General features: G+C 58.6%; 23 protein-coding genes. 9 read left to right on the top strand and 14 right to left on the bottom strand.

Features of this window, described 5'->3' with window-relative positions:
- The first annotated feature begins 94 nt into the window (after positions 1-94).
- Positions 95-1,282 (top strand): GNAT family N-acetyltransferase, encoded by a 1,188-nt coding sequence (locus tag NW848_RS07155; protein WP_011430731.1) that lies wholly within the window; start codon positions 95-97, stop codon positions 1,280-1,282.
- A 5-nt stretch (positions 1,283-1,287) separates the two neighbouring features.
- On the opposite strand, the gene NW848_RS07150 is transcribed toward NW848_RS07155, so the two are convergent.
- Entirely contained in the window at positions 1,288-1,962 is a 675-nt protein-coding gene (locus NW848_RS07150; protein ID WP_011430732.1) for a response regulator transcription factor, read from the bottom strand.
- Positions 1,963-2,122: 160 nt separating this feature from the next.
- Here NW848_RS07150 and NW848_RS07145 point away from each other — a divergent pair, with 160 nt between their 5' ends.
- Together NW848_RS07145 and NW848_RS07140 are read left to right on the top strand one after the other, a co-directional pair.
- Positions 2,123-2,869, top strand: a complete 747-nt coding sequence (locus NW848_RS07145) for a rhomboid family intramembrane serine protease (protein ID WP_414402444.1) — start codon at positions 2,123-2,125, stop codon at positions 2,867-2,869.
- A 50-nt stretch (positions 2,870-2,919) separates the two neighbouring features.
- Complete coding sequence (locus NW848_RS07140) at positions 2,920-3,561, top strand: Uma2 family endonuclease (protein WP_099813059.1); 642 nt, start codon at positions 2,920-2,922, stop codon at positions 3,559-3,561.
- A 73-nt stretch (positions 3,562-3,634) separates the two neighbouring features.
- On the opposite strand, the gene NW848_RS07135 is transcribed toward NW848_RS07140, so the two are convergent.
- Complete coding sequence (locus NW848_RS07135; protein ID WP_414402443.1) at positions 3,635-5,242, bottom strand: NAD(P)H-quinone oxidoreductase subunit 4; 1,608 nt, start codon at positions 5,240-5,242, stop codon at positions 3,635-3,637.
- A gap of 369 nt (positions 5,243-5,611) precedes the next feature.
- Here NW848_RS07135 and NW848_RS07130 point away from each other — a divergent pair, with 369 nt between their 5' ends.
- Positions 5,612-6,646 (top strand): adenosine deaminase, encoded by a 1,035-nt coding sequence (locus tag NW848_RS07130; protein ID WP_011430736.1) that lies wholly within the window; start codon positions 5,612-5,614, stop codon positions 6,644-6,646.
- Between the two features lie 76 nt (positions 6,647-6,722).
- Here NW848_RS07130 and mnmH read toward each other — a convergent pair whose 3' ends face one another.
- The 6 genes from mnmH to urtA all read right to left on the bottom strand — a co-directional run bounded on the left by mnmH (position 6,723) and on the right by urtA (position 13,477).
- Positions 6,723-7,772, bottom strand: a complete 1,050-nt coding sequence (gene mnmH / locus NW848_RS07125) for a tRNA 2-selenouridine(34) synthase MnmH (RefSeq protein ID WP_414508648.1) — start codon at positions 7,770-7,772, stop codon at positions 6,723-6,725.
- A gap of 219 nt (positions 7,773-7,991) precedes the next feature.
- Positions 7,992-8,756: an urea ABC transporter ATP-binding subunit UrtE gene (gene urtE / locus NW848_RS07120; RefSeq protein WP_414331328.1), complete on the bottom strand. Its 765-nt coding sequence runs from the start codon at positions 8,754-8,756 to the stop codon at positions 7,992-7,994.
- Between the two features lie 34 nt (positions 8,757-8,790).
- The gene (urtD, locus tag NW848_RS07115; RefSeq protein WP_414402912.1) at positions 8,791-9,558 is read right to left on the bottom strand and encodes an urea ABC transporter ATP-binding protein UrtD; all 768 of its coding nucleotides are present in this window, start codon (positions 9,556-9,558) and stop codon (positions 8,791-8,793) included.
- 170 nt (positions 9,559-9,728) lie between these two features.
- Positions 9,729-10,937: an urea ABC transporter permease subunit UrtC gene (gene urtC, locus NW848_RS07110; RefSeq protein WP_414402911.1), complete on the bottom strand. Its 1,209-nt coding sequence runs from the start codon at positions 10,935-10,937 to the stop codon at positions 9,729-9,731.
- A 3-nt stretch (positions 10,938-10,940) separates the two neighbouring features.
- Positions 10,941-12,098, bottom strand: a complete 1,158-nt coding sequence (gene urtB / locus NW848_RS07105; protein ID WP_414402910.1) for an urea ABC transporter permease subunit UrtB — start codon at positions 12,096-12,098, stop codon at positions 10,941-10,943.
- A 104-nt stretch (positions 12,099-12,202) separates the two neighbouring features.
- The gene (gene urtA / locus NW848_RS07100; protein WP_414402909.1) at positions 12,203-13,477 is read right to left on the bottom strand and encodes an urea ABC transporter substrate-binding protein; all 1,275 of its coding nucleotides are present in this window, start codon (positions 13,475-13,477) and stop codon (positions 12,203-12,205) included.
- A 396-nt stretch (positions 13,478-13,873) separates the two neighbouring features.
- Here urtA and NW848_RS07095 point away from each other — a divergent pair, with 396 nt between their 5' ends.
- Entirely contained in the window at positions 13,874-15,808 is a 1,935-nt protein-coding gene (locus NW848_RS07095) for a S9 family peptidase (RefSeq protein ID WP_414508647.1), read from the top strand.
- A gap of 67 nt (positions 15,809-15,875) precedes the next feature.
- Positions 15,876-18,002 (top strand): transglycosylase SLT domain-containing protein, encoded by a 2,127-nt coding sequence (locus tag NW848_RS07090; protein WP_099813053.1) that lies wholly within the window; start codon positions 15,876-15,878, stop codon positions 18,000-18,002.
- A 239-nt stretch (positions 18,003-18,241) separates the two neighbouring features.
- Here NW848_RS07090 and NW848_RS07085 read toward each other — a convergent pair whose 3' ends face one another.
- Positions 18,242-18,520 (bottom strand): DUF3082 domain-containing protein, encoded by a 279-nt coding sequence (locus NW848_RS07085; protein ID WP_011430747.1) that lies wholly within the window; start codon positions 18,518-18,520, stop codon positions 18,242-18,244.
- 47 nt (positions 18,521-18,567) lie between these two features.
- On the opposite strand from NW848_RS07085, the gene NW848_RS07080 reads away from it, so the two are divergent.
- The gene (locus NW848_RS07080) at positions 18,568-19,287 is read left to right on the top strand and encodes a J domain-containing protein (protein WP_240527848.1); all 720 of its coding nucleotides are present in this window, start codon (positions 18,568-18,570) and stop codon (positions 19,285-19,287) included.
- On the opposite strand, the gene NW848_RS07075 is transcribed toward NW848_RS07080, so the two are convergent.
- The 3 genes from NW848_RS07075 to NW848_RS07065 all read right to left on the bottom strand — a co-directional run bounded on the left by NW848_RS07075 (position 19,284) and on the right by NW848_RS07065 (position 22,069).
- Positions 19,284-20,141, bottom strand: coding sequence for an SDH family Clp fold serine proteinase (locus NW848_RS07075; protein ID WP_414508646.1), 858 nt, complete (start codon positions 20,139-20,141; stop codon positions 19,284-19,286). The two genes, NW848_RS07080 and NW848_RS07075, sit on opposite strands and share 4 nt — an antisense overlap.
- Positions 20,142-20,211: 70 nt before the next feature.
- Positions 20,212-21,093, bottom strand: coding sequence for a hypothetical protein (locus tag NW848_RS07070; protein ID WP_099813051.1), 882 nt, complete (start codon positions 21,091-21,093; stop codon positions 20,212-20,214).
- A gap of 1 nt (position 21,094) precedes the next feature.
- Positions 21,095-22,069, bottom strand: a complete 975-nt coding sequence (locus NW848_RS07065) for a fatty acid desaturase (RefSeq protein WP_011430751.1) — start codon at positions 22,067-22,069, stop codon at positions 21,095-21,097.
- Positions 22,070-22,409: 340 nt separating this feature from the next.
- On the opposite strand from NW848_RS07065, the gene psaK reads away from it, so the two are divergent.
- Together psaK and NW848_RS07055 are read left to right on the top strand one after the other, a co-directional pair.
- A complete protein-coding gene (gene psaK, locus NW848_RS07060; protein ID WP_011430752.1) occupies positions 22,410-22,655 on the top strand; it encodes a photosystem I reaction center subunit PsaK in 246 nt (81 codons plus the stop codon).
- Positions 22,656-22,780: 125 nt separating this feature from the next.
- Positions 22,781-22,918 carry a photosystem II reaction center protein K gene (locus NW848_RS07055; protein WP_011430753.1) on the top strand — a complete coding sequence of 46 codons (138 nt, stop codon included), beginning with the start codon at positions 22,781-22,783 and terminating at the stop codon, positions 22,916-22,918.
- Between the two features lie 164 nt (positions 22,919-23,082).
- On the opposite strand, the gene NW848_RS07050 is transcribed toward NW848_RS07055, so the two are convergent.
- Positions 23,083-23,622: a DUF3611 family protein gene (locus NW848_RS07050; RefSeq protein WP_414508645.1), complete on the bottom strand. Its 540-nt coding sequence runs from the start codon at positions 23,620-23,622 to the stop codon at positions 23,083-23,085.
- Positions 23,623-23,733: 111 nt separating this feature from the next.
- A partial coding sequence (locus tag NW848_RS07045) for a DUF4168 domain-containing protein (protein ID WP_414510855.1) occupies positions 23,734-23,977 on the bottom strand: 244 nt, incomplete at its 5' end.

The following is a 23,977-nucleotide window of genomic DNA, read 5'->3' as shown; positions in this document are numbered from 1 at the left end:
CCCTTGAGGCGCAGGGATTCCATCCTAGGTTGAGCTTAGAGGGGGGATCCCCTCCCAGCCGCGGCAGGGCAAGTTGGTCTATCCGGACAGGCAAATGTCAACCGGTTTGAAATTGCGCTGGTGCCACGATATTCGCGGGATCCCAGCATCTGCCTGGCAAGCGCTGCAGACGGAGCGCACCTCTCCTTTTTTGGAGTACGAGTGGCTGCACAGCCTAGAAGCCTCCGGCTGTGCCAGCCGCAACACGGGGTGGTTGCCCTGTCACCTGTTGGTGGAGTCGGATGGGCAACTCATCGCCGCTGCCCCCTTGTATTTGAAAAGCCATAGCCAGGGCGAATTTGTCTTCGACCAAGAGTGGGCTGCGGTTGCCAACCAACTGGGAGAACGCTACTACCCCAAGCTGATCGGCATGGCCCCTTTTACGCCGGCCACCGGCTATCGCATTCTCGTCCATCCCGACTACTCGGAAGCAGAGGTGTGGCCGTCGATGCTGGCTGCTATCGATCGCTTCTGCCAGGACAATGATATTTCGCTGTTCAGCCTGCTCTATGTGGACTTAGACTGGCGGGCCCAACTGGAGGCCGATGGATTGACTCCCCGAATTACCCACAACTACCAGTGGCACAATCCCGGCTATCGCTCTTACGAAGACTTTTTGAGCCAGTTCAACGCCAACCAGCGGCGCAACATCAAGCGAGAGCGGGCCGCCATGGAAAAAAGCGGCATAGAACTCAAGATCTACACCGGAGAGGAGATCACGCCGCGCCTTCTCTCTCTCATGTACGACTTTTACAGCAACACCTGCGCCCAATTTTGGAACTGGAGCAAATATCTCAACCGCCGCTTTTTCGAATCTCTCTATCCCAACTACCGGCAGCGGCTGGTGCTGGTGGCCGGGGAACGAAATACAGAAATTGTGGGGATGTCTTTTTGCGTCCGCAAAGGGGATCGCCTCTTTGGGCGCTACTGGGGCTGCCGAGAAGAGGTGAAGTTCTTGCACTTTAATGTGTGCTACTACGAGCCGATTGCCCTAGCCATCCGCGAAGGGATCCGCAACTTTGATCCCGGAGCTGGAGGATCCCACAAGATTCGGCGGGGATTTCCAGCCACTCCCGTGTATAGCTACCACCGTTTCTACCGCCCCAGGCTAAAGCAGGTGCTAATCCCCTATCTGAATCGCGTCAACCCTCTCATGTTGGCTGAGCTGGAGAGGGTAAATCAAAACGAGGTTCCCTTTCGAGAAGATATTCTACCCTCTCTGTCTACTCTTACGCGAGGTTAAATGAACTACCACTGGATAAGCTTTTTCTGAACGGCTGCCATACACATGGCAACGCGAGCGTTGATCTCATCTTCAGAGCCAAAGATATCCAGTTTCTCTTTGAGCCTTTGAATACAGTTTTGTACGGTTTTTTTGCTCGTGTGAATGCGGTCGGCGATGGCCTGGTCGGTGAGGGCCTCTTTGCAGAGCAGGTTCAAGACCTCGATTTCCCGCTCCGTCAGCTTTGTTAAGCCGCGCAACTCTCGCGGCATGCGCAATTCCCCATTGAGGGCACTTTTGGCTCCTTCCAAGAAGACACTGCGCCGCTCCATTTTGTTGACGGCGGCAAATCCGCCCTGGTGCTTGCTGATTAGGCCCACCAGGGGAGTTAGCAGCAGCGGCTCGCTGGAATAAACCATCACGTTCAGGGTGGGGTAGTTCTCGAAAATATGGCGCAAGAACTCTAGGCCCGGCTCGGCAGACTGTTCGCCGCTGGTTTGGCCGTAGAGCAAGTCGGCTACTACCAAGTCCGGCTGTTCCCGCTGCAGGCGCAGGATGGCGTCCATCGGGTTGGAGACTGTGATGCACTGAGCATCGGCTGCAAGCCGTTGCAGCCATTCGCAATTGTTTTGGGCGACCTCGGGATGATCCTCGACAATCAAGAACTTGAGCGGGGCAGTTCGGCTCTCGACCTCAAACATCGATCCACTCCTCCAAATCCAGCGTCGGCTGCGGGGGGACGGCCAAAACCCCTTTGCAGTTTAGGGATCCCACCGACAAACTACCCTAGTGTAGCCCCAAGTTGGGCCTGAGAAGGCGCAGCAGGGTAGGCTAGAGGGTGATGTTAACCGGATCCCGACTGTGGTACCCCTGCAAGATCGCAACCCAACCACCCGCACTGCCTACGTTACCTATGCTTTGGTGCTTATCAACATCCTGGTTTTTGTGTATGAGCTTACCCTATCACCGCAAGAGCTGGCGGCTTTCTTCCGAGAGTGGGCAGTGGTGCCAGCGGAACTGACGGCCAGCTTTCGGGGGGAGGCCACCTCTTCGCTGCGCCCCGAATGGGTAACGCTATTTACCTCGCAATTTTTGCACGGGGGCTTTTTGCATCTTGGCGGCAACATGCTCTTTTTGTGGGTTTTCGGCAACAATATTGAGGATCGCTTGGGGCATGTGCGCTACCTCATTTTTTACCTGACTTGTGGAGCCTTGGCCGCCCTAACCCAGTGGTTTTTCGATATGGAATCCACCATTCCTTCGCTGGGGGCAAGTGGGGCCATTGCCGGGGTGTTGGGAGCTTATATCTTGCGTTTCCCGCGAGCTGAGATCCTGACTTTGGTACCCCTGGGCATTTTTATCACAACCGTCTACGTTCCCGCCTGGGTGTTTTTGGGTTTTTGGTTTGTACAGCAGGCGTTTTACGGCATCGCCAGCCTGCAGACGCCCACCAACATCGGCATGCAGGGGGGAGGGATCGCCTACTGGGCCCACGCGGGCGGCTTTGTGTTTGGGGCCATCTTGGGGCCGCTGATGGGGTTATTTTCTGGCAAAAGCCCTTATGACCGCCAAGCCGCTTGGCGACAGCCCGACAGGGACCTGTTCTGATTGAACCTCAATCCTTTTTGTGTCAGAGACCAACTTGAGAGGAGGAAATCATGGTTCGTCTGTCTGCCAAGCCCCTAACCCTGGAAGAGTTTCTGCAGCAGCCAGAAGCTCAACCCGCCAGTGAATTCATCGAGGGAGAGATCATCCAGAAGCCCATGCCACAGGGAAAGCACAGCCTACTCCAGGGGGAGCTAACTTCTTTTATCAACGCAAACCTCAAACCCAAACGCCTCGGGTGGGCATTTCCAGAGTTGCGCTGCACTTTTGCCGGCTATGCGATTGTGCCCGATATTTCTGTGATCGCCTGGGATCGGATCCCTGTGGATGAAGATGGCACCATTCAAAATCTCATTCCCTTTTGCCCAGATTGGATGATCGAGATTCTCTCTCCCGATCAAAATCAAATGAAGCTGGTCAAGAAAATTTTGATCGGCTTGGCCCACGGCTGCCAGATGGGGTGGATCGTAGCTCCCGAAGAAAGGCTCGTTTTCGCCTACCCTGCCGGACAGCAGCCAACCGTGCATGAGGATCCGCAAGAGCTGATCCCCGTTCCCGCGTTTGCCCAAGGGATCCAACTGACGGTCGAAACGTTGTTTGGTTGGATGCGGGTTCGAGCTGACGAGAGCGGCAAGCACAGCGGAGATACACAGGCGGGGCACTCGCCTAACCCCAGCCCTTCCGGTGCCCAGTGAGAAAAAAGCCGAGACCGGCTGGACCAGTGGCACGCCTTGCTGACAAGCTGCCCCAGCCTCCCTCGCCTCCATTTCAGTCGGCGCTGTAGAGAGCAGGAGCTTGGGCAACCGTCGCTCCAATAGAGGAGAGTTCTTGGCGCAGCAGCGCCACCAGGGCATTGGTGGACTGGTCGTAGAGGCTAGTGACCAGCTTGGGATAGAGCCCAATGCCGATGATGGGGATCAGCAGGCAGGCGATGATGAACACCTCCCGCGGCTCGGCATCCACCAGTTCCTCGTGTTCGGTCAGCTCTTTGTTTTCCGGGCCAAAGAAGATCTGCCGCAACATCGACAGCAGGTAGATAGGAGTCAGGATCACCCCAACCGCCGCCAGAAAGACCACCACCAGCCGGAAGGGGAGGGAGTAGGCATCGGTGGTGGCCATGCCGATGAACACCATCAGCTCCGCCACAAAGCCGCTCATCCCCGGCAGAGCCAGAGAGGCCAGCGAGCAAGCGGTGAACATGGAGAAAATCTTGGGCATCTTCAGGCCGACGCCGCCCATTTCCTCCAGCTCCAGCGTGTGGGTGCGGTCGTAGGTGGCCCCCACCAAGAAGAACAGGCTGGCCCCGATCAGCCCGTGGGAGATCATCTGCAGCATGGCGCCGCTCATGCCGATTTCGGTCAGGGATCCGATCCCGATGAGGACAAAGCCCATGTGGCTGATGGAAGAGTAGGCGATCTTGCGCTTGAGGTTGCGCTGGGCAAAGGAGGTGAGGGCGGCAAAGATGATGTTCACCACCCCCAGCACGATCAGCACCGGCGCAAAGTAAAGATGAGCATCCGGCAGCATGCCCGCATTCATGCGCATCAGGGCATAGCCCCCCATCTTGAGCAGGATCCCGGCCAGCAACATGTGCACCGGCGCCGTGGCTTCGCCGTGGGCATCGGGCAGCCAGGTGTGCAAAGGGAAGACGGGCAGCTTCACCCCGTAGGCGATGAGGAAGGCCCCATACAGCAGCAATTGGAAGCTCAGCGGATAGGCCTTGTGGGCCAGATCCGTCATGTCAAAGCTGATGGGATCCCCGTAGAAGGCCATGGCCAGGCCCGCCACCAGGATAAACAGGGAGCTGAGGGCGGTGTAGAGAATGAACTTGGTGGCCGCATACAGGCGGTTGTACCCCCCCCAAATGGAGAGGAGCAAATACACCGGGATCAGCTCCAGCTCCCACATCAGGAAGAAGAGCAACATGTCCTGCACGGCGAACACCCCGATCTGCCCGCCGTACATGGCCAACATCAGAAAATAAAACAGGCGCGGCTTGAGGGTGACCGGCCAGGCGGCCAAGATGGCAAGCGTGGTCACAAAAGCCGTGAGCAGGATCAGCGGCATGGAAAGGCCATCGGCCCCCACCGACCAGCTCAGCCCCACCTGCGGCACCCAGGTGTAGCGCTCCAGCAGTTGTAAGCTTGTCTGGCTGGGGTCATAGCCGACATAGAAGCCAGCCAGCAAAATGAGCAGGTCGGTAACCGCGATGAAGAGGGCAAACCAGCGAACCCGTTCTGCCAACTTTTGCGCGTAGACGCGGGTAGTGGGATCCCCAGCGGGCGCCGGGATCAAGGGGATGAAGAGGGCGGCCACCACCGGATAGACGATGACCGTGGTCAGCCAGGGAAACTCGTGCAAGCTGGGCAGCGCCATGAAGATAACCTCGTTACGCTAAGTTCATACCACACCCTTCCAGGGGGATTGCCGTCGGCTACAGCCAACAGCCTTTTACCAGAATCGCTCCTGAGTATCTCTGCTCAGCAAACCTCCAGAACTATCTTAAGGCTCTTTACCTAGTTTGCCGGGATCCCTGGCCGGGCTCGACCAGGACTCAAGCATTGACCTGGTCATCAAACCTGGCTATTAGAAACCTCATCACCTGGCCCCCGGCTAGCCGACCCTGCGCAATTGCGCCTGGACAGGACTGCCGCTGTTGGATAACAGTAGAAATAGTACTTAACAACCAAGCCAGGTCCGCCCTTGGCGGGCGGTGAGGGGAGCCTCTGGGGGAAGCTTTGAAGTATGGCACTGCATGCGGAGTTACACCGCCACCTAGGCGGTTCGGTCGTTCCTAGGATTTTGTGGCGCTACCTGCATCGCCAGGGATCCCCTCTGGCAGCACGCTTTCCTGACTACGCCGAGTTTGAGGAGTTCTACACCCGCCCGCGCAACACCCTTGAAGATTACTTGGAGCTGCACACGCTAGTGGAACAGGTGCAAACCCTGGAAAGCTTACCTTATTTCATCTACCGTCTGCTGCGGGGGGCCTATGTTTTTGAGGATTTGGCCTATCTAGAGATTCGCTACACCCCCTATCTGCGCACAGATCCCAGCTTGGACGAGGCGGATCGCCTCAAGCAGATGCGCCAAGTTATCGAAACGGTAGGGCAAGCCAGCCAGCAGCGGGAATATCCCATCGTCACCACCCAGATTGTGTGTTTGCACTCCCGCCTGCCCAGCCATATCAACCGCGCCATGGTGGAGGCCGCCGCCGAGTCCGAATACGTGTCTGCCATCGACCTGGCGGGGGGAGATAAGGCCTACGGCGAACGCATGGACGAGTGGATTGAGCTGTTCAAATATGCCCTGGCCCGTGGCCTCAAAACCACTGCCCATCTCTATGAGACTTTGGATGGCTGTTACCCAGAGCTGCTGCCCTATGTCTCGCGGATTGGCCACGGGATCCAGATCCCTCTCCACTACCCAGAGCTGCTGCCAGAGCTGGCGCGGCGCGGCCAATGCCTGGAGGTCTGTCCCACCACTTACCTGAAGACGGGGACGCTGCCCAGCTTGGAGCCCCTCAAAATCGTCTTCGACCGCTGCTTTGACGCGGGGGTAGATATCGCCATCTGCACCGACAACGCCGGCCTGCACAACGTGCGCCTGCCGTTTGAGTACGAAAACTTGCTCACGCACGACATTATCGATTTCGACCAGCTCAAGCGCTGTCAGGAGGCGGCTTTTCGTCACGCTTTTGCCTGGCCCTACAAGGAGCACCCCGCCTCGTTGCTGTCGGAGCTGCAGCAGTCAGCCTCGAAGTCCCTAGTTCCCCTCTGAGAGGGGCAAACAGGACTTTGCTTGACATTTCCGCCGCCAGACTTGGTCGCGCTTGCCCGGCGAGGGCTGGCGCAGGTCAAAACGACATCCCCCTGAGTCGGACAGCGGCCTCCTGTAGGCTGCTCTCGGAGAGGTCAGGCAGCTCAAGGCGAGCGCGGATACGGTTAAAGTGTTGCTGCAGGCCGTGGCGATAGGTGGGATCGTAGTGCTGCTGCAGTAGCTCCCGCACAAATTGCGGCCAGTCTTGGGCGTCGATGAGCTCAAACCAGCGCTGCAAACAGGCCTGGCCGTAGCGGGACTTCAAAGACAGCAATTTTTCCTTTAGCGCCTGGGGGTGGGCTATCCAGTGGGGATAGTGGGCGATCAACCCCTTCACCCGTTCTTCTAGAGGCAACTGCACCTCTACGCAGTCGGCTTGGGTGATGGCCTGCCAAAGAGCAGGGGGCAAATGAAGCTGGCCCACTTTGGCACTTTCCGACTCCACCCAGACCGGCTTGGCGGGATCCCACTGGAGAAAGGCCTGCACCAGTTGACTTTCAAAGCTCTTCTGAGTGGGCTGCGAGGTTCCCCACTCGGCCCCCAGCACCGATCCGCGGTGGCAGGCCAGCTTTTCCAGATCGAGGACTTGGGCTCCCCGCTGCTGCAGATGGCGCAGCAACTGGGTTTTGCCGCTCCCCGTTGGCCCGCAGAGGACGCGGTAGGTAAACTCCTGGGGCAAAGTCTGCAGTTGTCGGCGCACCCAGGCGCGGTAGGTTTTGTACCCCCCTTGCAAGACGGTTACCTGCCAGCCCACCTGGGACAACACCAGCGCCAGACTGGCCGAGCGCTGCCCGCCCCGCCAGCAGTAGATGAGGGGGTGGTAGTCCCGGCCCTTGTCGGCAAAGTGGGTCTGCAAATGGCGGGCGATGTTCTGGGCCACCAGGCTGGCCCCCCGCTTGTGGGCTGTAAAGGGATCCACCTGCTTGTAGAGCGTGCCCACCTCCGCCCGTTCTGCATCGTCGAGCACGGGCAAGTTGATGGCCCCCGGCCAATGGTCTTCGGCAAACTCTGCCGGCGAGCGCACATCGATAATTTCGCTGTAGGTGTGCAGCCAGGGCTCTGCAGTGAAGTGAATCGGAGGAGACACAAACCTGTGGATGGAAATGGCAAGCTAGCGCAATCTTGAACAGTTTCTAGCTTAGCCAACGCTGCTGCTCAAGGAAGCCCAGGGCTAACCCTAGCCTATCCCCTCGCAGGTGGACTTCTCGCTTTTCCAGAAGTTTAGGCAAGGTCTCTGGAACATGCAGGATGCCATTTGCCGCTCTCAAAAAAGTTATAGAAGTTTTCAGGCTCTCCAGGTGCCACCTCAGATAGAAAGGTGAGCTCGGACTTTTTCTTCGTCCATTTGGTCAGTCGGCCCCTCCATGATAAGGGATCCATTTTCCATAAGATAAAAGTAATCGGCCAGACTTTGGGCAAACTCAAAATACTGCTCCACCAGCAACACCGAAACGCCCCGCTCCTTTTGAATGCGGCTGATGGCTTCTTCGATCTCGATAATGATAGAGGGCTGGATCCCTTCTGTGGGCTCATCCAGGAGCAAAAGTTTGGGCTCCGCCACCAAAGCTCTGGCGATGGCCAGTTGCTGCTGCTGCCCACCGCTCAAATCCCCACCCAGCCGTTTAAGAAAAGAACGCAGAATTGGGAATAGGTCATAGACAAACTCAGGTATGATCCGTTCTCTGTCCGGTGCCGCTTCTAGCCCCACCAGCAGGTTTTCCTCAACCGTTAGGCGGGGAAATATCTCTCGACCTTGGGGTACATAGCCAATACCGGCGCGGGCTCGCCAATTGGGAGGGTAATGGTTGATAGGACGGCCCTCAAAAGCAATTTTGCCTGTGCAGTCTTTCAGAAGTCCCATCAGGGCTTTAAGTGTGGTGGTTTTGCCCATACCATTGCGGCCCAGAAGGCAAACCGCTTGGCCGGGAAAGATCTTAAAAGAGAGATCCTTCACAATTAAACTCTGACCATAGTAAACCCTCAAGTTGGAGACCTCCAGGAGAGGCCCGGATCCATCTCGGGATAAGTTTTGTGTTGCGGTCGCGTTTTCCGTATTCATAGGCCTGCGCATGAGTCGATTAGATACAGAACTATAGCCTCTTTGCTTAGTTTTTCCCCTTGTGGGATCCGAGATAGACCTCAATCACTCGCGGGTCGTTTTTCACATCCTCAAAGGTACCTTCGCACAGCACCGAGCCTTGGTGTAAAACGGTAACCTTGCGGGCAATTTGTCGGACAAACACCATGTCATGTTCGATCACCAAAATGGTGTGGCTTTGGGCTAAGGATTGAATTAACTCTCCTGTAGCTTCTGTTTCTTTGTCCGTCATCCCGGCCACGCATTCATCCAGCAGCAGCAAATCCGGATCTTGAGCAATCACCATGCCGATCTCCAGCCATTGCTTTTCTCCGTGGGAAAGCAGCCCTGCCGGAACCCGATCCTTACGGCTGAGGCCAATGGTTTCCAAAAGAGCATCCGTTTTTTCTCGCAGATGCTTTTTGCCAAGTAGGGTGGAAAAAACCCTTTTGTCAGGGTTGAGGGATAGCTCCAAGTTTTCTCGCACGCTCAAGTTTTGATAGACCCGCGGCGTCTGAAACTTGCGCCCAACACCCAAATTCGAGATCTCATGTTCCTTGAGCTTGGTCAGATCTTTTCCTTTAAACAGCACCCGGCCTCGAGTAGGCTTAACCTTGCCCGTCAGCACATCGAGAAACGTAGTCTTGCCTGCCCCATTGGGGCCGATGACCACCCGCAGCTCCCCTTCCTCCAGAGAGAAGTTCAGCCTGTCCAAAGCCTTGAAGCCATCAAAGCTGACGGTGAGATCCTGAGTTTGTAAAATTTGTCGGGTGGCGGTGGGAGCTGCAGTAAGCATGGGGATCACATCCAAGAACGGAAAGGCCAAAGGTCAAACCGGATTCTCAACCCATCAAATAAACCCATCAAATAGGAGAGGAAACTTGGCATCGCTGGCTCACCCATGGGATCCTCTTACCTTAAACTTATATCTTGCACATAACTGACATCCTCAAGAGAAAGCCAGATTTAAGCTGGGGAAGTATCTGCCAAGCGCCTGCGCCAAAGCTGAACGGTGACCCAAAGTCGCCTGCCTTGGGTGCGCACCCAACCCACCAGTCCATCCGGCAGCACCAGCACCACCAACAGGAACAATCCCCCCTGGAAAAATAGCCAAATCTCCGGAAAATTTTCGCTCAGCAAGCTCTTGGCAAAGTTAACCAACAGAGCCCCCAGCACTGCCCCCACCAAACTGGCCCGACCGCCCACCGCCACCCAGATCACCATTTCAATGGAAAAGGGAACGGCCATCGCATTGGGAGAGATGATCCCGGTTTGCAAGGTAAACAAAGCTCCGGCAATGCCTGCCAGGGCAGCAGACACGGCAAACACCAGAACTTTAAAGCCGGTGGGATCGTAGCCGGAAAAACGAACCCGCGGCTCGTCATCTCGAATGGCTACCAGGATCCGACCGAATAGGCCGCTGGTCAGCCAACGACACAGAAGGTAAGCCAAAACCACCGCCAGAACTGTAGTGACATAGACAGCGAAGCGCATCTCGGACGAGTTGACATCCAGGCCAAACAAAGTCTGGAAGTTGGTCAGGCCGTTGGTGCCATTAATTAAGCGCTGTTGGCCGTTGAAGAAGTTAAAGAAAATGATCGTGGTGGCCTGAGTTAAAATGGAAAAATAAACCCCTCGGATGCGATTTCTCACCACCAAATACCCCAGGGCTGCCGCCACCAAAGCCGGGATCAAGACCACAGCAACAGCCGTAAACGGAAACGAATAAAAGGGATACCAAAACCAGGGCAATTCCGTTACCCCGTAGAGGCTGAAAAACTCCGGTATCTGACCTTCCGGCAATTGCAATTTCAGGTGCATCCCCAGAGCGTAGCCCCCCAAGGCAAAGAACACCCCATGCCCCAGGCTGAGCATGCCGGTATAGCCCCAGATGAGGTCGATCCCCAAAGCTACAATGCTGAGGGCCAGAAACCGCCCCAACAAGTTGAGCCGAAAGCCAGACAGCACAGTTGGGGCCACAAAGATCAAGGCCAGCACCAAAACGATGAGGATCCCGGCCTCCCACAGAAGCTTGCGAGAAGAATTGGGATCCCCACCCGCGGCGGGAGCAGCCACTTCATGATCAGCACGGGGGGAATGAACCAGTTTCATGGGCTTTGTGAGGGAGTAGAAGATGGAGAGTCTGGTCCTAGAGTTTTCGCCAAGCGAGATCATTCCCTAGGCATCCACCATACGACCTTTTTCGGGGAAAAGGCCCCGAGGTCGCACCTGCAAAAAGGCCACGATCAAAGCAAAGACCATCACCTTGGCCATGCTCGTGGTGGCAAAAAAGTTGAGGGTATCGGTCAGGATGGGCACGTTGGGAAAAATCAAAGCCAGCGTCCCTGAGCCGATGACAAAGTTGGCAATCCCGATCCCAAGCGCTGCCACAATGCTGCCCAAAAGCTTACCGACACCCCCCACGACAACCACCATAAAGGTATCCACGATGTAGTTTTGGCCGGTGTTCGGCCCCACGGATCCCAGCAGGCTGACCGCCACGCCGGCTACTCCCGCCAGACCCGAACCGATGGCAAAGGTAAGGGCATCCACCTTTTGCGTGGGGATCCCTACACAGGCGCTCATGGCCCGATTCTGGGTAACCGCCCGGATGCGCAGCCCCCAGCGGGTGCGTTGCAAGAAGAAGTACAGCCCCAGGATGCAGAAGACAGTGAGGGCGATGATAAACAGGCGGGTATTGGGCAAAAACAGGTTGCCCACCGGGATCCCACCCCCCAGCCAACGGGGAGCGGTCACATCTTTGTTCTGGGCTCCAAACCAGGGTTGAGTGACTGCTAAAGCATAGGTTTGCGCCAGCACCCGCCCCCCCACCGCTGCAATGGCCGTGGAAAGCACCAGTAGCAGCGCCAGCGTCCACCCCTTGAGACGCGGCCAATCCGCCCGCCTGGACAAAAGCCACCAGCCGCCGAAAAAGAGCACCGCGAAGGCCCCCAAGCGGAAAGCCAGCACCCAATTGACGCTGCGCACAAACTGCTGCAGGATCAGGCTCACGCCCCAAGTGGCCAGAAGGGTTTCCAGCGGTCGGCCATACAAAAAGCGAATCACCCCCCGCTCCAGGGCTAGTCCCACCAGAGCCGTGACGGCAAAGGCAGCTACCAAAGCTGGGAAGATGTACAGATCCCGCCAGGGATCCCCTAGGGGACGAAAGGCATTTTGCACGACGAAGGTGGTGTAGGCCCCCAACATCATCAGCTCCCCATGGGCCATGTTGATGACCCCCATGAGGCCGAAAACAATGGCCAAGCCCAAGGCGGCTATCAGCAAGACGGTGCCAATGCTAATGCCGTTGAACAAGCTGTCCAGGAGCAAGGTCATGGGCAGGGGATCCTCCTTCCAACTAAACTAGGGAGGCTAACCGAGCATCTAGGCGGGATCCCCGACCCTATCCAAACGGCAAGGGATCCCAGCCCTGGCCAGGACTAGCTGACTTTGTAGCGACCGCCCTTGGCCGGATCTGACCAATCGCAGGCAAAGCCCTTGGTCTCTGCCACAAACTGGTTCCAGGGCTGTGGTTCCACGGCATCCGTAGAAAAGATGACATCAAACAAACCGTCAGAGCGCACCTGGCCGATCCGCACATACTTGGTCAGGTGGTGGTTGGTGTTCATGGTTACCAAGCCTTCAGGGGCATCGAAGGTCTGGCCGTAGGCTGCCCGCCGCACGGCGTCGATTTCTACTGTTCCCGCTTTTTCCACTGCCTGCTTCCAGATGTAAACCATGATGTAGGCGGCTTCCATCGGGTCGTTGGTGACGCGGTTTTGGCCGTATTCTGCCTTGAAAGCCTCCACAAACTTCTTGTTGGCAGGCGTATCCACCGTCATAAAGTAGTTCCAGGCGGCAAAGTGCCCTTCCAAGAATTCGGGGCCGATGGCCTGTACCTCTTCTTCAGCAATGCTGACGGACATGGTAGGATAGCGATCTGGCCCCAGCCCTGCCCCTTTCAACTGTTTGAAAAAGGCCACGTTGCTGTCGCCGTTCAAGCTGTTGTAGATCACACCGCCATTGGGAAGAGCGGCCCGGATCTTGCTGATGATGGGAGTAACTTCTGTGCTGCCCAAAGGCAGATAGTCTTCACCCACCACCTTGCCCCCCAGGGCTTCCAACTGGGCCTTGATGATGGTGTTGGCCGTGCGGGGGAACACGTAGTCGGATCCCACCAGGAAGAACTCTTTGCCCTTGTTCTTGAGCAGCCATTCCACCGAAGGCTCGATCTGCTGGTTGGGGGCAGCGCCGGTGTAGAAGATGTTTTTGGAGCACTCTTGTCCTTCGTACTGCACGGGATACCAGAGCAGGTGCTGCTTGGATTCAAACACCGGCAACACGGCTTTGCGACTGGCCGAAGTCCAGCAGCCGAATACCGTTGCCACCTTGTCCACATCGATCAATTTGGTGGCTTTCTCGGCAAAGGTTGGCCAATCGGAAGCGCCATCCTCGATAATCGGCTCGATCTGCTTGCCCAAAACCCCACCGGCGGCATTGATCTCTTTGATGGCCAGCTTTTCCGCATCCACCACGCTGGTTTCCGAAATGGCCATGGTGCCGCTAAGGGAGTGCAAAATGCCAACGCGGATGGTCTCTCCCTGGGCGTAGGCGGGCACGGATCGCTTCACCCAGATCTGCGGCCCTAGGGCAGCCCCGGCTCCGGCCAGAGCGCCCATTTTCAGCACTTGACGACGATTAAATGATAGAGCCATCGGTGATCTCCGAAACGAAGTGAGTGCAAAGGGTATTAAGAAGTCCAGTTGTTGCAGCAGCCCGGCCAACAGAGGGAAGCACTTAGCTCATCACCTCGCCCATGTGTTAAATTTGCCCAACTGCAGTCGGCTGAGGCTTTCACCGAATGCCTTCCCAACGTCAACAGGGGAAAGGCTAATTCTGCAGTCGAGAAAGCGTTGTGCATCCCTGTTGCCTTAACGTGTTCCATCAAACCCATTCAGCCCGGAGAGAATTGTATCGCGGGATACCTTTTCCCAGAATCCGAGCCTGTTCTCGGCTCCCTTTCCCCACAGGCTGTAGGCAAAGGCAGGGATCCCTTGCTGCCGGCATAATAGGGGTTCTGGGGTCGAGAATTAGTTGAGAGTTAACAGCTTATGGTGCAGCAGGCCGGCTATGGATCTTGGCGATCCCCGATTACCGCTGACCTGGTGGTGACGGGATCCCTGCGCTTGGGACAGATGGTTTGGGATCAGGGGGATCTCTACTGGACGGAGGGCCGCCCGCAAGAAAAAGGGCGCAATGTGTTGATGCGGCGCTCTGCCGACGGGATCCTGGTGGAGCTGACACCGGCACCTTTCAATGTGCGGACACGAGTGCATGAGTATGGGGGTGGAGCTTATTGGGTGTCGGCAGGGGTAGTGTATTTTTGCAACTTCGCTGACCAACGGCTCTACCGCCTGCTGCCGGGTTCAGATCCCCAGCCCCTGACGGAAGCAGGCCCCTATCGCTATGCAGATGGGGTGGTGGATCGGGCGCGTGGACGCATCCTCTGTGTGCGGGAAGATCACAGCCGCCAGGGAGAGCCGGAAAACAGCCTTGTCTCGATTGACTTGGAAAGCGGATCCCAGCGCGTTTTGGCCTCTGGGCACAATTTCTATGCCAACCCTCGCCTCAGCCCCGATGGCCAGACCTTGGTATGGCTGACCTGGGATCACCCCCAGATGCCCTGGGACGGCACAGAGCTGTGGCGGTCTGAGGTGAACCCTGACGGCAGCTTGGGAGAACCTCAAAAGCTGGCCGGTGGCCCTGCCGAGTCGATCTTCCAGCCCCAGTGGTCACCGGAGGGGGATCTCTACTTTGTTTCCGATTGCAGCGGCTGGTGGAACCTCTATCGCTGGGATCCCCAGGGCCCCATTCCCCTCTGCCCTATGGAAGCGGAGTTTGGAGAGCCGCAGTGGGTGTTTGGCCTGAGCACCTACGGCTTCTGTGGCGATGGGCGCATCCTGGCCTGCTACCAACAGGGGGGTCTGTGCCATTTGGCCTACCTGGATCCCCAGTCGGGGCAACAGGAAGAGATCCCTTTGCCCTACACCGAGATCCACAATCTGCAGGTAAGTGGGGAAAAAGCCGCTTTCCTGGCCGGATCCCCGACGGAAGCCACTGCCTTGGTCTGCCTAGACTTACCCTCCAGCCAAGTGGAGGTGGTGGCCCGTTCTAGCAGCGTGGCGGTAGAGCCGGAGTACTTGTCGATCCCAGAGCCTATTGTTTTTCCCACCGGTGGCGGCAAGGAAGTGGCCTATGCTTTCTTCTATCCCCCCAAAAACCGAGACTTTGTTGCCCCTGCTGGCGAAAAGCCACCCCTGCTGGTGAAAAGCCACGGCGGGCCCACCGGGGCGACGGCAGCCGTGCTCAACCTAGGGATCCAATACTGGACCAGTCGGGGGATTGCCGTTTTGGATGTCAACTACCGCGGCAGCAGCGGCTATGGGCGGGCCTACCGGGAGGCCCTCAAGGGCCGCTGGGGCCTTGTGGACGTGGAAGATTGCATCGCTGGGGCCCAATTCTTGGCAGCCCAGGGCAAGGTGGACGGGGAGCGGCTGCTCATTCGCGGCGGCAGCGCCGGCGGCTACACCACCCTGGCGGCCCTGACGTTTCACACCGTCTTCAAGGCCGGCGCCAGCTACTACGGGGTGAGCGATCTAGAGGCCCTAGCCCAGGAGACCCACAAGTTTGAGTCCCACTACTTGGACAGCTTAATTGGCCCCTACCCGGAGCGGCGGGATCTCTACCGGGAGCGCTCTCCCATCCACCACCTGGAGGGTCTCAACTGCCCCGTTATCTTCTTTCAAGGCCTGGAGGACGCCATCGTCCCTCCCAACCAAGCAGAGAGGATGGTGGCTGCCCTGCAGGCCAAGGGGATCCCGGTGGCCTATGTCCCTTTTGCCGGTGAGCAGCACGGCTTTCGCCAGGCAGCCAACCTCAAACGGGCCCTGGAGGCAGAGCTTTATTTCTACGCCCAGATCCTAGGGTTTCCCTTGGCGGAGCTTATCGAGCCGGTTCCCATTGCCAACTGGCCTCCTCCTCGTTGAGGTTACTTGTCCTGGCTCAGCGCCTCCCCATTGGGTATCCTAGTCAAGGACGCTGGGGAAGGGAGGCATGCAGAGCAGAACAAGCCACCGGCAACTCTGGAGGCGATGGCTTGCCGCGACCTTAGCAGCAGGCGGAGTACTGGGCGGCGTCCTGTGGGGCTTTTACGCCTCCTCCTGGGCAGAACCTGTCGAGATGGCGGCGGCGCCTCCAGCACCCCTGAGCTCGACTTCTGGCGCCGCCTTTTTGCGCGCCTACAAAGCCCTGCAGGCCGGCCAAGCGCAAGCGGCCCTGGAGCACCTGCAGGGCTTGGAAGAAAAGCTGCCAGTTCTCACCGACGAGATCTGGAAGCTCAGGGCTCAGGCTTATGAAAAGCTGGGGGATCGAGAAACAGCCCGCCAGATCTGGTGGCCCAAGATCTTGCAGGAGTATCCCCACAGCCCGGTGGCCGCCTACGCCCTCTGGGGAATGGGCCAGGTGGATCAGTTGCGGCGGCAATTTCCCACCCACCCCCTGACGGCCCGCGCCCTCAAGCACCTGCTGGAGCTGGATCCTGACCGGTATGACCTGCTGCGGGATCTGGCCTTGCACCACCCGCAAACCCCTGGGTTAACGCCGCTGCTGGATCGCTGGCGGCAAGCCCAAGAGGGATCCCTCACGGCCTCCGATTGGCAGATCCTGGCCGATGCCTATTGGGAGCAGCGGGAGTACGGCAAAGCCGCCCGCGCCTACGGGCGTGCCCCCACCACCTCTCGCAATCTCTACCGCCAGGGGCGCAGCCACCAGATCTCGCGGGAGTTTCCCCAGGCCAAAGCGGCTTACCAAGCGCTGCTGGCACAGTTTCCCGATGGGCCAGAGGCTTCTCTCACCCGCCGCCGTTTGGCGGAACTGAGCGACCTGCCGACGGCGATCGACTTGCTTCGCCAGGTGGGATCCGGCTCGGATAGAGAAGCTCCAGAAGCGTTGCTCAGCCTCAGCCAACTGTATGACCGCAACGGCAGCCCGCAATCGGCCCAGGCGGTGCGGCAGACCCTTTGGGAGCGCTTCCCAGTCAGCGAAGCCGCGGCCACCGCCGCCTGGACGGTGGCTTGGCGCCAGGCGCAAACGGGCAATCTCAGCCAAGCCATTGCTCTAGCCCAGCAGATTGGCTTGGCCCAGCGGGATACGGAAATGGGGGCGCAACTGCTCTACTGGGCCGGCAAATGGCGGGAACGGCTGGGGGAGGTGGCTGCGGCGCGGCAAACCTATCAGCAGGTGCTGCGGCAGTTTCCCCACACCTACTACGCCTGGCGGGCGGCGGCGCAACTGGGCTGGCCAGTAGGAGATTTCTCCAGCGGCCGCCAAAGGGTTGAGGTGGATTTTCAGCCCGTTCGCCAACCTTTGCCCGCCGTTTCCGAGGCTACCCAGACCCTGCATCTCATTGGCGCTGGCCAACTGGCCTGGGAGCGCTGGCAGGGGGAAATGGCTCTGCTGCAACGGGATCCCGGCCAGATGAGCGTGGCCGAGCGCTTTGCCAGCGGCATTTTGCGCAACAACGCCGGCGAGCACCTGCGGGGCATCAACCAGGTGGCTGCCCTGCGCTTTAGCGCCGAGCCCGACCCGCTGCTGCCGACCCTGAGACAGCGCCAGGATTTCTGGCAGGCCATCTACCCGCTGCACTACTACGCCAGCCCAGAAAACACCTGGGAAAGGGATCCCTACGCCCAGCCCGGCCTGGCCCGCTGGTCGCGGCAATTTAACCTCAATCCCTTGATGGTGGCGGCCCTGATCCGCCAGGAATCCCGCTTTGAGCCAGAGATCGTCTCGGCCTCGGGAGCGCTGGGCCTGATGCAGGTGATGCCTGCCACCGGCCGCTGGATTGCCCAAAAAATCGGCCTAGCCCAGTACAGCCTCACCAACCCCGCCGACAATCTTCACCTGGGATCCTGGTACTTCGACTACACCCACCGCACCTACCAAGACAACACCCTCCTGGCCCTGGCCAGCTACAACGGCGGCCCCGGCAACGTGGCCAGGTGGCTGAGCCGCTTCGGCTTTGAGGATCCCGATGAATTTGTGGAGCAGATCCCCTTCGCCGAAACCCGTGGCTATGTCAAGTCTGTCTTTGGCAACTACTGGAACTACTGGCAGCTCTACACCCAAGAGGGGCGCACCTTGGTCAGCCAGCGCCTGCAACCGCACCTGTCAAATGATTGACGTTCTCCCCAGCCCCAAGGGGCGGGAATTCTTTCTTGCTCATCGCGAGCTACGCAGACGTACCGGTGAGATTGCCACCGCACGCCTCCTTCTTTCCCCCCCGTATACGGAGGGATGAAAGAGGGCGCGGGGCCTGCGCCGCCAAGGTTTTGGTCAAACTAGTGTCCAACCTGAGCGAGAGGCTGGAGGGTAGCCTCCGGCGCGATCTGTTGGCCAGCAGGCTCACAGCTCTTCTAGAGCTAGCGTCGGGAGGAGGTCAGCCTTTCCCCCAGCAACTGCACCGAGTAGGCCGCCAGCCCCAAGCCCACCATGAAAAACATGAAGGCGATCAGGGAAACGGATCCCACCAGCAGGTAGCGCACCAGAATGCTGATCCCCCGCGCCAGGGATCCGCTTTCCAGGTCGATGGGCGGCAACTTGGCCAGCATCGAGAGCAGCAATTGTAGGAACCCATAGCCCAAACTGGCAGCAAAGGCAGCCCCCAAGAGGGCGCTGAGGGGATGGGGGGAGGACGGCATGGGGCAGCACCGGAAAACTCACCCTTATTGTAGGCTCCAGGTACAATATGAGCGTTTGTCCTGAGAACGAAATGATGGGGAGCGGGTCTGAAGCAGTTTCCCACTACGAAGTGTTGGGGGTTTCGGTGCTGGCGACGGCAGCGGAGATCAAGTCTGCCTATCGCCGTTTGGTCAAGTACCACCATCCCGACAGCCTGCTGGCCAAAAAAGACGGGGCTGCTGCTGAACGCATTCGCCAGATCAACGCCGCCTACGCGGTGCTCAAGGATCCGCAAGCCCGCCGCGAGTACGACCGACAACTGCGCGCTAGCTGGGCCTCGCGCCACCCTCAGCCGACGGGCTCCCCCTCGGAGACGGTCAGCCAGGAGGCTATTGCCCGCGAAGCCTGGATTCGGCAGGTCTACACTCCTCTGAACCGAGTTTTGGGGCCTTTACTGTCTTCTCTCAAGCCGCAGTTAAATGCCTTAGCGGCAGATCCTTTTGATCCCGATTTGCTGGAGGCCTTTGGCCTGTATCTGGAGGAGTGTACGCAGAAACTGGCCCAAGCTCAGCAGATCTTTCGCCGCCTTCCCAATCCCAGCAGCCTAGGGGGGGTGGCTTCTCGCCTCTACTATGCCCTCAACCACTTGGAAGATGCCCTGGAGGAGCTGAGCTATTTCCCGCTGAACTTTGACGATCGCCACCTGCACACTGGGCAAGAGCTGTTTCGGCGGGCGGAAGGGTTGCGTCGAGAAGCCATAGACACCTACGCCCAGAGTTCGCCCTAGCGAGACCCGCCGCCGGGTGGAGAGGGGCGGGAATCGTAGGGGGTGGGAATGTACTGCACGGAAGGACGGCCCATGCTGGCCTGGGGGTACAAGTCCATCAGGGCGTAGATCTGGGGCGGCAACTCGGTGGAGATGGGCAGGCCCAGCTCCCGCGCTTCTTCAGCCGTAATCGGGTAGTCGTGGGTCACCCGCCCGCTGGTCAGGGCCTGGATGAGGGGCTCGATGCGTTCGGGGGCAATTTTGCGCTTGGGCACATCGTCCTTGAGCAGCTCCCGCACAAAGTTCTGCACCTGGTGCATCGCCTTGCGGGCCAGATCTGCCAGGATCAGAGTCTGGTCGTCGATCTCGGCAATGGGCTTTTCCGCCACCACCTGCAGAATACTGGCCGCAGCATAGCCGCCCAACTGGGGATCCACCGGCCCCAGCACCGCATTGGCATCCATGACAATTTCATCGGCGGCCAAGGCCAGCATCGTCCCCCCCGACATGGCGTAGTGGGGCACAAACACCGTCACCTTGGCCGGATGGCGGATCAGGGCGCGGGCAATTTGCTCGGTGGCCAGCACCAGGCCACCGGGGGTATGCAAAATCAAATCAATCGGGGTATTGGGTGGGGTAAGGCGAATTGCCCTCAACACCTGTTCGGAGTCCTCGATGCTGATGTAGCGGGAAACCGGGATCCCCAAAAAACTAATCGACTCCTGGCGGTGAATGAGCAGAATCACCCGGCTGCCCCGCTTTTGCTCCAACTCCCGAATGGCCATCAAGCGCCGGAACTCTTGGGCACGACGGTTCAGCAGAGGTTGCAAAGAGCTGAAGATCAGGAAAATCCAGAACAGGCTGCCCCAGTCCACTTTCGCGCCTCAAGCGGGATCCCTTTGCCTCCAGCATAGAGGATACGGAACCTCTGGTGATCTGCAGGCCTCACGCGTTGGGTTCAGACGCCGCAAAAAAGCGATCCAAGGCCCGCAGCAAATCCGGTACAGAAGTTTGGTTAATCCAGGAGCGAATGTAAGCCCGCTGCTCCGCCAAGTTTTCAAGACGGCCCAGCTTTTGCATGGCCAAAAGGCGGCTTTCTGCCTCGGCGCGGTTGATTTGTAAGTCCAGCCGCTGCTCCGGGGTGAGGGGATGCTCTGTCTGGGCCAACAGGTGATCGGCCACCATCAGGAACACCAGAGGCCCCGCCAGCTCCACCTGAGACTCGGCTTCCGGCTCAGAATCGGCCCCGGCGAGATCCTGGAGATCTTGAAAGAGATCCTGCCCCAGTTGCAGCAGCTCTTCTGCTGAGGCAGCCCGCAGCGCTGTCTCCGCAGCAGCCCGCAGCGGCTCTGGGGAAACCTTGTGGCGAGCGGCCAATTCTGCCAGGGCCTGTTCCCATTGATCCCGTTGGGCTTGCAACACAGCTTTCTCTTGCGGAGAAAAATCCAGCCGCTCCAGCAACACCTGCAAAGCCACAGCCCCCACCAACAGGGGCGGAAAGCGCAACAGGGTAGAGCCGGATCCCGCCTGCTCCAAAAAGGCTTCCAAATCGGGGCCGGATCCCCTGTCCAACAAATCCTGCAGGTAGGCCAGCACCTGCGGCGGCGAAGTCAGCCTCAGGATCCCTCGGGCCTGCGCCCGCAACTCTGCCGGGATCCCAAGGGTTTGCAATTGGGCTTCCGCCCGCGCTTGCGCTTCCGCAATCACCTCTGGCAAATCCGCCGTCGCCTGACCGGCCTGTAAGAGAACCTGGCTGGTGTCCTGCAGCAAGCTGGCCGCCTCCACAAACAGCAGCAACTGAGGGATCCGCAGCGTCGGCAAGACCATGTTAACTAAGCCTCAGATCCGCAGCGGATCCCGCAGATTCTGGATCGGCTGGCGCAGCGGAACGGGTTGGCCCGTTGGGCTTGTGCCAGTGCAGGCCAATCAGCGCGTCGTACAAAAAGCTCCAAAACTCCCCTCTCTCCCAGATCCCCAGCGTTTGCTGGCAGTTACGCGCGTCCAGCTCAGGTTTGGCCGCCCAGTAGGCCGCCTGATACTTGTACCAGGGAACCGAGGGCCAGAGATGGTGGATCAAGTGATAGTTTTGCCCCAGCAGCAGAATATTGGTCAGCCAGCCAGGGTAAACCCTGGCGTTGTACCACCGCTCTTGGGATTGAAAAGGGCGATGGGGCAGATAGTCGAAAAACAGGCCCAACAAGAAGCCCATAATAAAGGCGGGGGGCAGCCAATAGTTCATGATGTAGTCGGTGTAGCCAAAGTGAATGGCCAGCGCAAACGTTAGGATCACCACCAGCCGACTCAGCCCCCATTGCAGCAGATCCCAGCGACCTTTGCGCCAGAGCTGCCGCTTGAAGAAAAACACCTCATGGTAGAAAAAGCGCGGCGCAATTAGCCACAGCGGCCCGCCCGTAGACACATAGTGATCGGGATCGTCTTCGGGATGGTTGACGTGGGCATGGTGTTGCATGTGCACCCGCTTAAAGACCGGATAGACAAAGCCCTGTAACAGGGCAGAGCCATGGCCCAGCGCCTCGTTTAAAAAGCGGTTGCGGTGGGCCGAGCCGTGCGAGGCATCGTGGATCACTGTGCCCAGAACATACAGGGCGACAAAATTCAGCCAAAACACCAGCCAGCGGGGCCAATGCCAAAAGGCGTACCCGCCAAAGCAAGAGGCCGAAAGCGCCACCGCCGCCAAAAACATCAGCAGGGTGGGATTCCAAAATTCTGGCGGCGGCCCCAACAGCTCACGGGGTAACGCAAAAGGCTTGGGATCCGGTTGCGGAGTCGCAGCAGCAGTCATCGGCAGCCATCCTTGGGTGTGCACAGCGCAGACGGTGAGGATGGATTAAGGCAACAAAGCCAGGTCATCACCTCAAAAGCGGGGGAAGAGAACAATTTGTTAACTTTCGTTAGTATACGGCAGAGAGCTGCTCCCCTCGTTGGCCCAGGCCGGATTTTTCTTGCCAACTCCAGCCCGTCTCGACCGTTCCCGGCGAGGGGTAGATCGGCCATGAGGCCAGAAGAAGCCACAGTGTGAGGTTTTGTTGCGGCCTCTGTTGCAATTCATGTGGGGATCCCTTTGGGAGTTGCGGAATGGGGGTAATCTAGGGGGCGGTTAACCTGAGCTGAGGAGGAAAACCATGCTGCCCATTGTTGCGCCGTTGGCTATGACTGCCCAAACCAGCCCTTGGTCTCCCCTGAGCGCGGTGATTATCCTGCTCTGCACAGGGCTGGCCTACCTAAGCTTCAAGTCCTCTTCGGGTGTGGCTTCAGAAACCGGGCCTGTGTTGGGGATGACCTGGCCGGAAGTGCTGGGGGTCGCCAGCTTCGGCCATCTGCTGGGCGTGGGGGTGATCTTGGGCCTCTCCAATATGGGGGTTCTCTGAGGCATTTTCCGTTTACATTTCTTGACCTTAGCGGGAATCTCCGCCCGGCAATGTTAAACTCTCTATCAATCCTGAAAAAGAGCAGTTTCTCCAGCTCCACTTCCTTCTTGTCGAGGTTTGTTGTCATGCCTGCGATGATGCTCCTGGCGGCTTTGCCAGAAGGCTATGAGTTGTTCGATCCCCTGATCGACATTTTGCCGATTATCCCCGTTTTGTTTTTCCTGCTGGCTTTTGTTTGGCAGGCGGCGGTGGGCTTTAAGTGAAGCCCTCGGAATCTGCGATTGGCAACTACGGACTTTGGGACTGCTTTTGCTTACCCCTCTTGTTCTGGCGGGGGGGTAGTTTTAGTTGGGGCAGGTTTGGGGCAGGCCGCTGCGCCGCAGGCCTGATTCTCTGCCTTGCAAAGCTGAGACTGGCTGGCTGGGGTTCAGGGCTCGCGGTCGAGGGCGCCGGTAATCCAGAGCACCCCTGCCAAGCAGACGAAGTGGGCAAAGGTAACGTTGATATTGGCAGCCAGCAGCAGCACTCCTGCCGTCTGGGTGCTCAGCGTGCGGGTAAACAGCCGCACCAGCAGCTCTCCCACCTGCGCCTCCATAGCGATGAGGGCCAAGAAAGCGCCGGTCATGCTGACATAGGTAACCCATTGCAACTGCTTGGGCAGATCCAACTGGCTTGGGGTAGCGGCGGATACTGAGCGGCGCTCCGCCTGGAGCAGGTAGCGCCAGTTAAAGAAGAGACCGGCTGCCAGGGTTAGAAGGGTAAACAGGGTAAACCAGAAGGCGATAAAGGCCCCCGTCGAGTCGTCGCGATAGAGGGTATTCTGGCCAACCAAAAATCCCAGCCAGAGCAGCAGAGCTGTTGCCCCCAGAACCGCCTGAAACCAGAACCCGAAGCGGCGCGTCAGGCGCAAGCGAGACTTCATGCGCTCGACAGCCACCCGTACTGACGGCGACATAGGCTCGTTCATCGCTCTCCCCCCGCTCTCTACGGACGAGCACTGACCTCCGCTTCCAGCCTACCGCTATCTTCCGTCCTCCGTCACATCCAGGCCAAAGCGCTGCAGGGGATCCAAGGGGGGTTAGGGTTTGGGGCTAGGGCTCACGCTGGGATCCCCGCTTTGCAGGCGCAGGATTTCGGCTTCGATGCGATGTCGGAGGGTTTTGCCTTCTTCGGAGCGAATCCACAAGGTAATGCGGTTGTATTCGGGCACGGTCATGCCGTGGCGGGTGATGATCTCGGTGGCGGTGCGAATGATCTCCCGCCGGATATGATCTTTGCTGGCCGGATCCGCGGTGGCCTGGGAGCGCTGCTGGGCCTGTTGT

It is taken from the genome of Synechococcus sp. RC10A2 (assembly GCF_047502605.1).
The sequence above is the reverse complement of the archived record's forward strand: the minus strand, read 5'-3'. Positions and strand labels throughout refer to the sequence as shown.

What these genes read in the sequence shown, in the direction of transcription:
- NW848_RS07155 (WP_011430731.1), top strand. Translation starts at nt 95, where the DNA reads ATGTCAACCGGTTTGAAATTGCGCTGGTGCCACGATATTCGCGGGATC.
- NW848_RS07150 (WP_011430732.1), bottom strand. Translation starts at nt 1,962, where the DNA reads ATGTTTGAGGTCGAGAGCCGAACTGCCCCGCTCAAGTTCTTGATTGTC.
- NW848_RS07140 (WP_099813059.1), top strand. Translation starts at nt 2,920, where the DNA reads ATGGTTCGTCTGTCTGCCAAGCCCCTAACCCTGGAAGAGTTTCTGCAG.
- NW848_RS07135 (WP_414402443.1), bottom strand. Translation starts at nt 5,242, where the DNA reads ATGGCGCTGCCCAGCTTGCACGAGTTTCCCTGGCTGACCACGGTCATC.
- NW848_RS07130 (WP_011430736.1), top strand. Translation starts at nt 5,612, where the DNA reads ATGGCACTGCATGCGGAGTTACACCGCCACCTAGGCGGTTCGGTCGTT.
- urtE (WP_414331328.1), bottom strand. Translation starts at nt 8,756, where the DNA reads ATGCGCAGGCCTATGAATACGGAAAACGCGACCGCAACACAAAACTTA.
- urtD (WP_414402912.1), bottom strand. Translation starts at nt 9,558, where the DNA reads ATGCTTACTGCAGCTCCCACCGCCACCCGACAAATTTTACAAACTCAG.
- urtC (WP_414402911.1), bottom strand. Translation starts at nt 10,937, where the DNA reads ATGATCTCGCTTGGCGAAAACTCTAGGACCAGACTCTCCATCTTCTAC.
- urtB (WP_414402910.1), bottom strand. Translation starts at nt 12,098, where the DNA reads ATGACCTTGCTCCTGGACAGCTTGTTCAACGGCATTAGCATTGGCACC.
- urtA (WP_414402909.1), bottom strand. Translation starts at nt 13,477, where the DNA reads ATGGCTCTATCATTTAATCGTCGTCAAGTGCTGAAAATGGGCGCTCTG.
- NW848_RS07095 (WP_414508647.1), top strand. Translation starts at nt 13,874, where the DNA reads ATGGTGCAGCAGGCCGGCTATGGATCTTGGCGATCCCCGATTACCGCT.
- NW848_RS07090 (WP_099813053.1), top strand. Translation starts at nt 15,876, where the DNA reads ATGCAGAGCAGAACAAGCCACCGGCAACTCTGGAGGCGATGGCTTGCC.
- NW848_RS07085 (WP_011430747.1), bottom strand. Translation starts at nt 18,520, where the DNA reads ATGCCGTCCTCCCCCCATCCCCTCAGCGCCCTCTTGGGGGCTGCCTTT.
- NW848_RS07080 (WP_240527848.1), top strand. Translation starts at nt 18,568, where the DNA reads ATGAGCGTTTGTCCTGAGAACGAAATGATGGGGAGCGGGTCTGAAGCA.
- NW848_RS07070 (WP_099813051.1), bottom strand. Translation starts at nt 21,093, where the DNA reads ATGGTCTTGCCGACGCTGCGGATCCCTCAGTTGCTGCTGTTTGTGGAG.
- NW848_RS07065 (WP_011430751.1), bottom strand. Translation starts at nt 22,069, where the DNA reads ATGACTGCTGCTGCGACTCCGCAACCGGATCCCAAGCCTTTTGCGTTA.
- psaK (WP_011430752.1), top strand. Translation starts at nt 22,410, where the DNA reads ATGCTGCCCATTGTTGCGCCGTTGGCTATGACTGCCCAAACCAGCCCT.
- NW848_RS07055 (WP_011430753.1), top strand. Translation starts at nt 22,781, where the DNA reads ATGCCTGCGATGATGCTCCTGGCGGCTTTGCCAGAAGGCTATGAGTTG.
- NW848_RS07050 (WP_414508645.1), bottom strand. Translation starts at nt 23,622, where the DNA reads ATGAACGAGCCTATGTCGCCGTCAGTACGGGTGGCTGTCGAGCGCATG.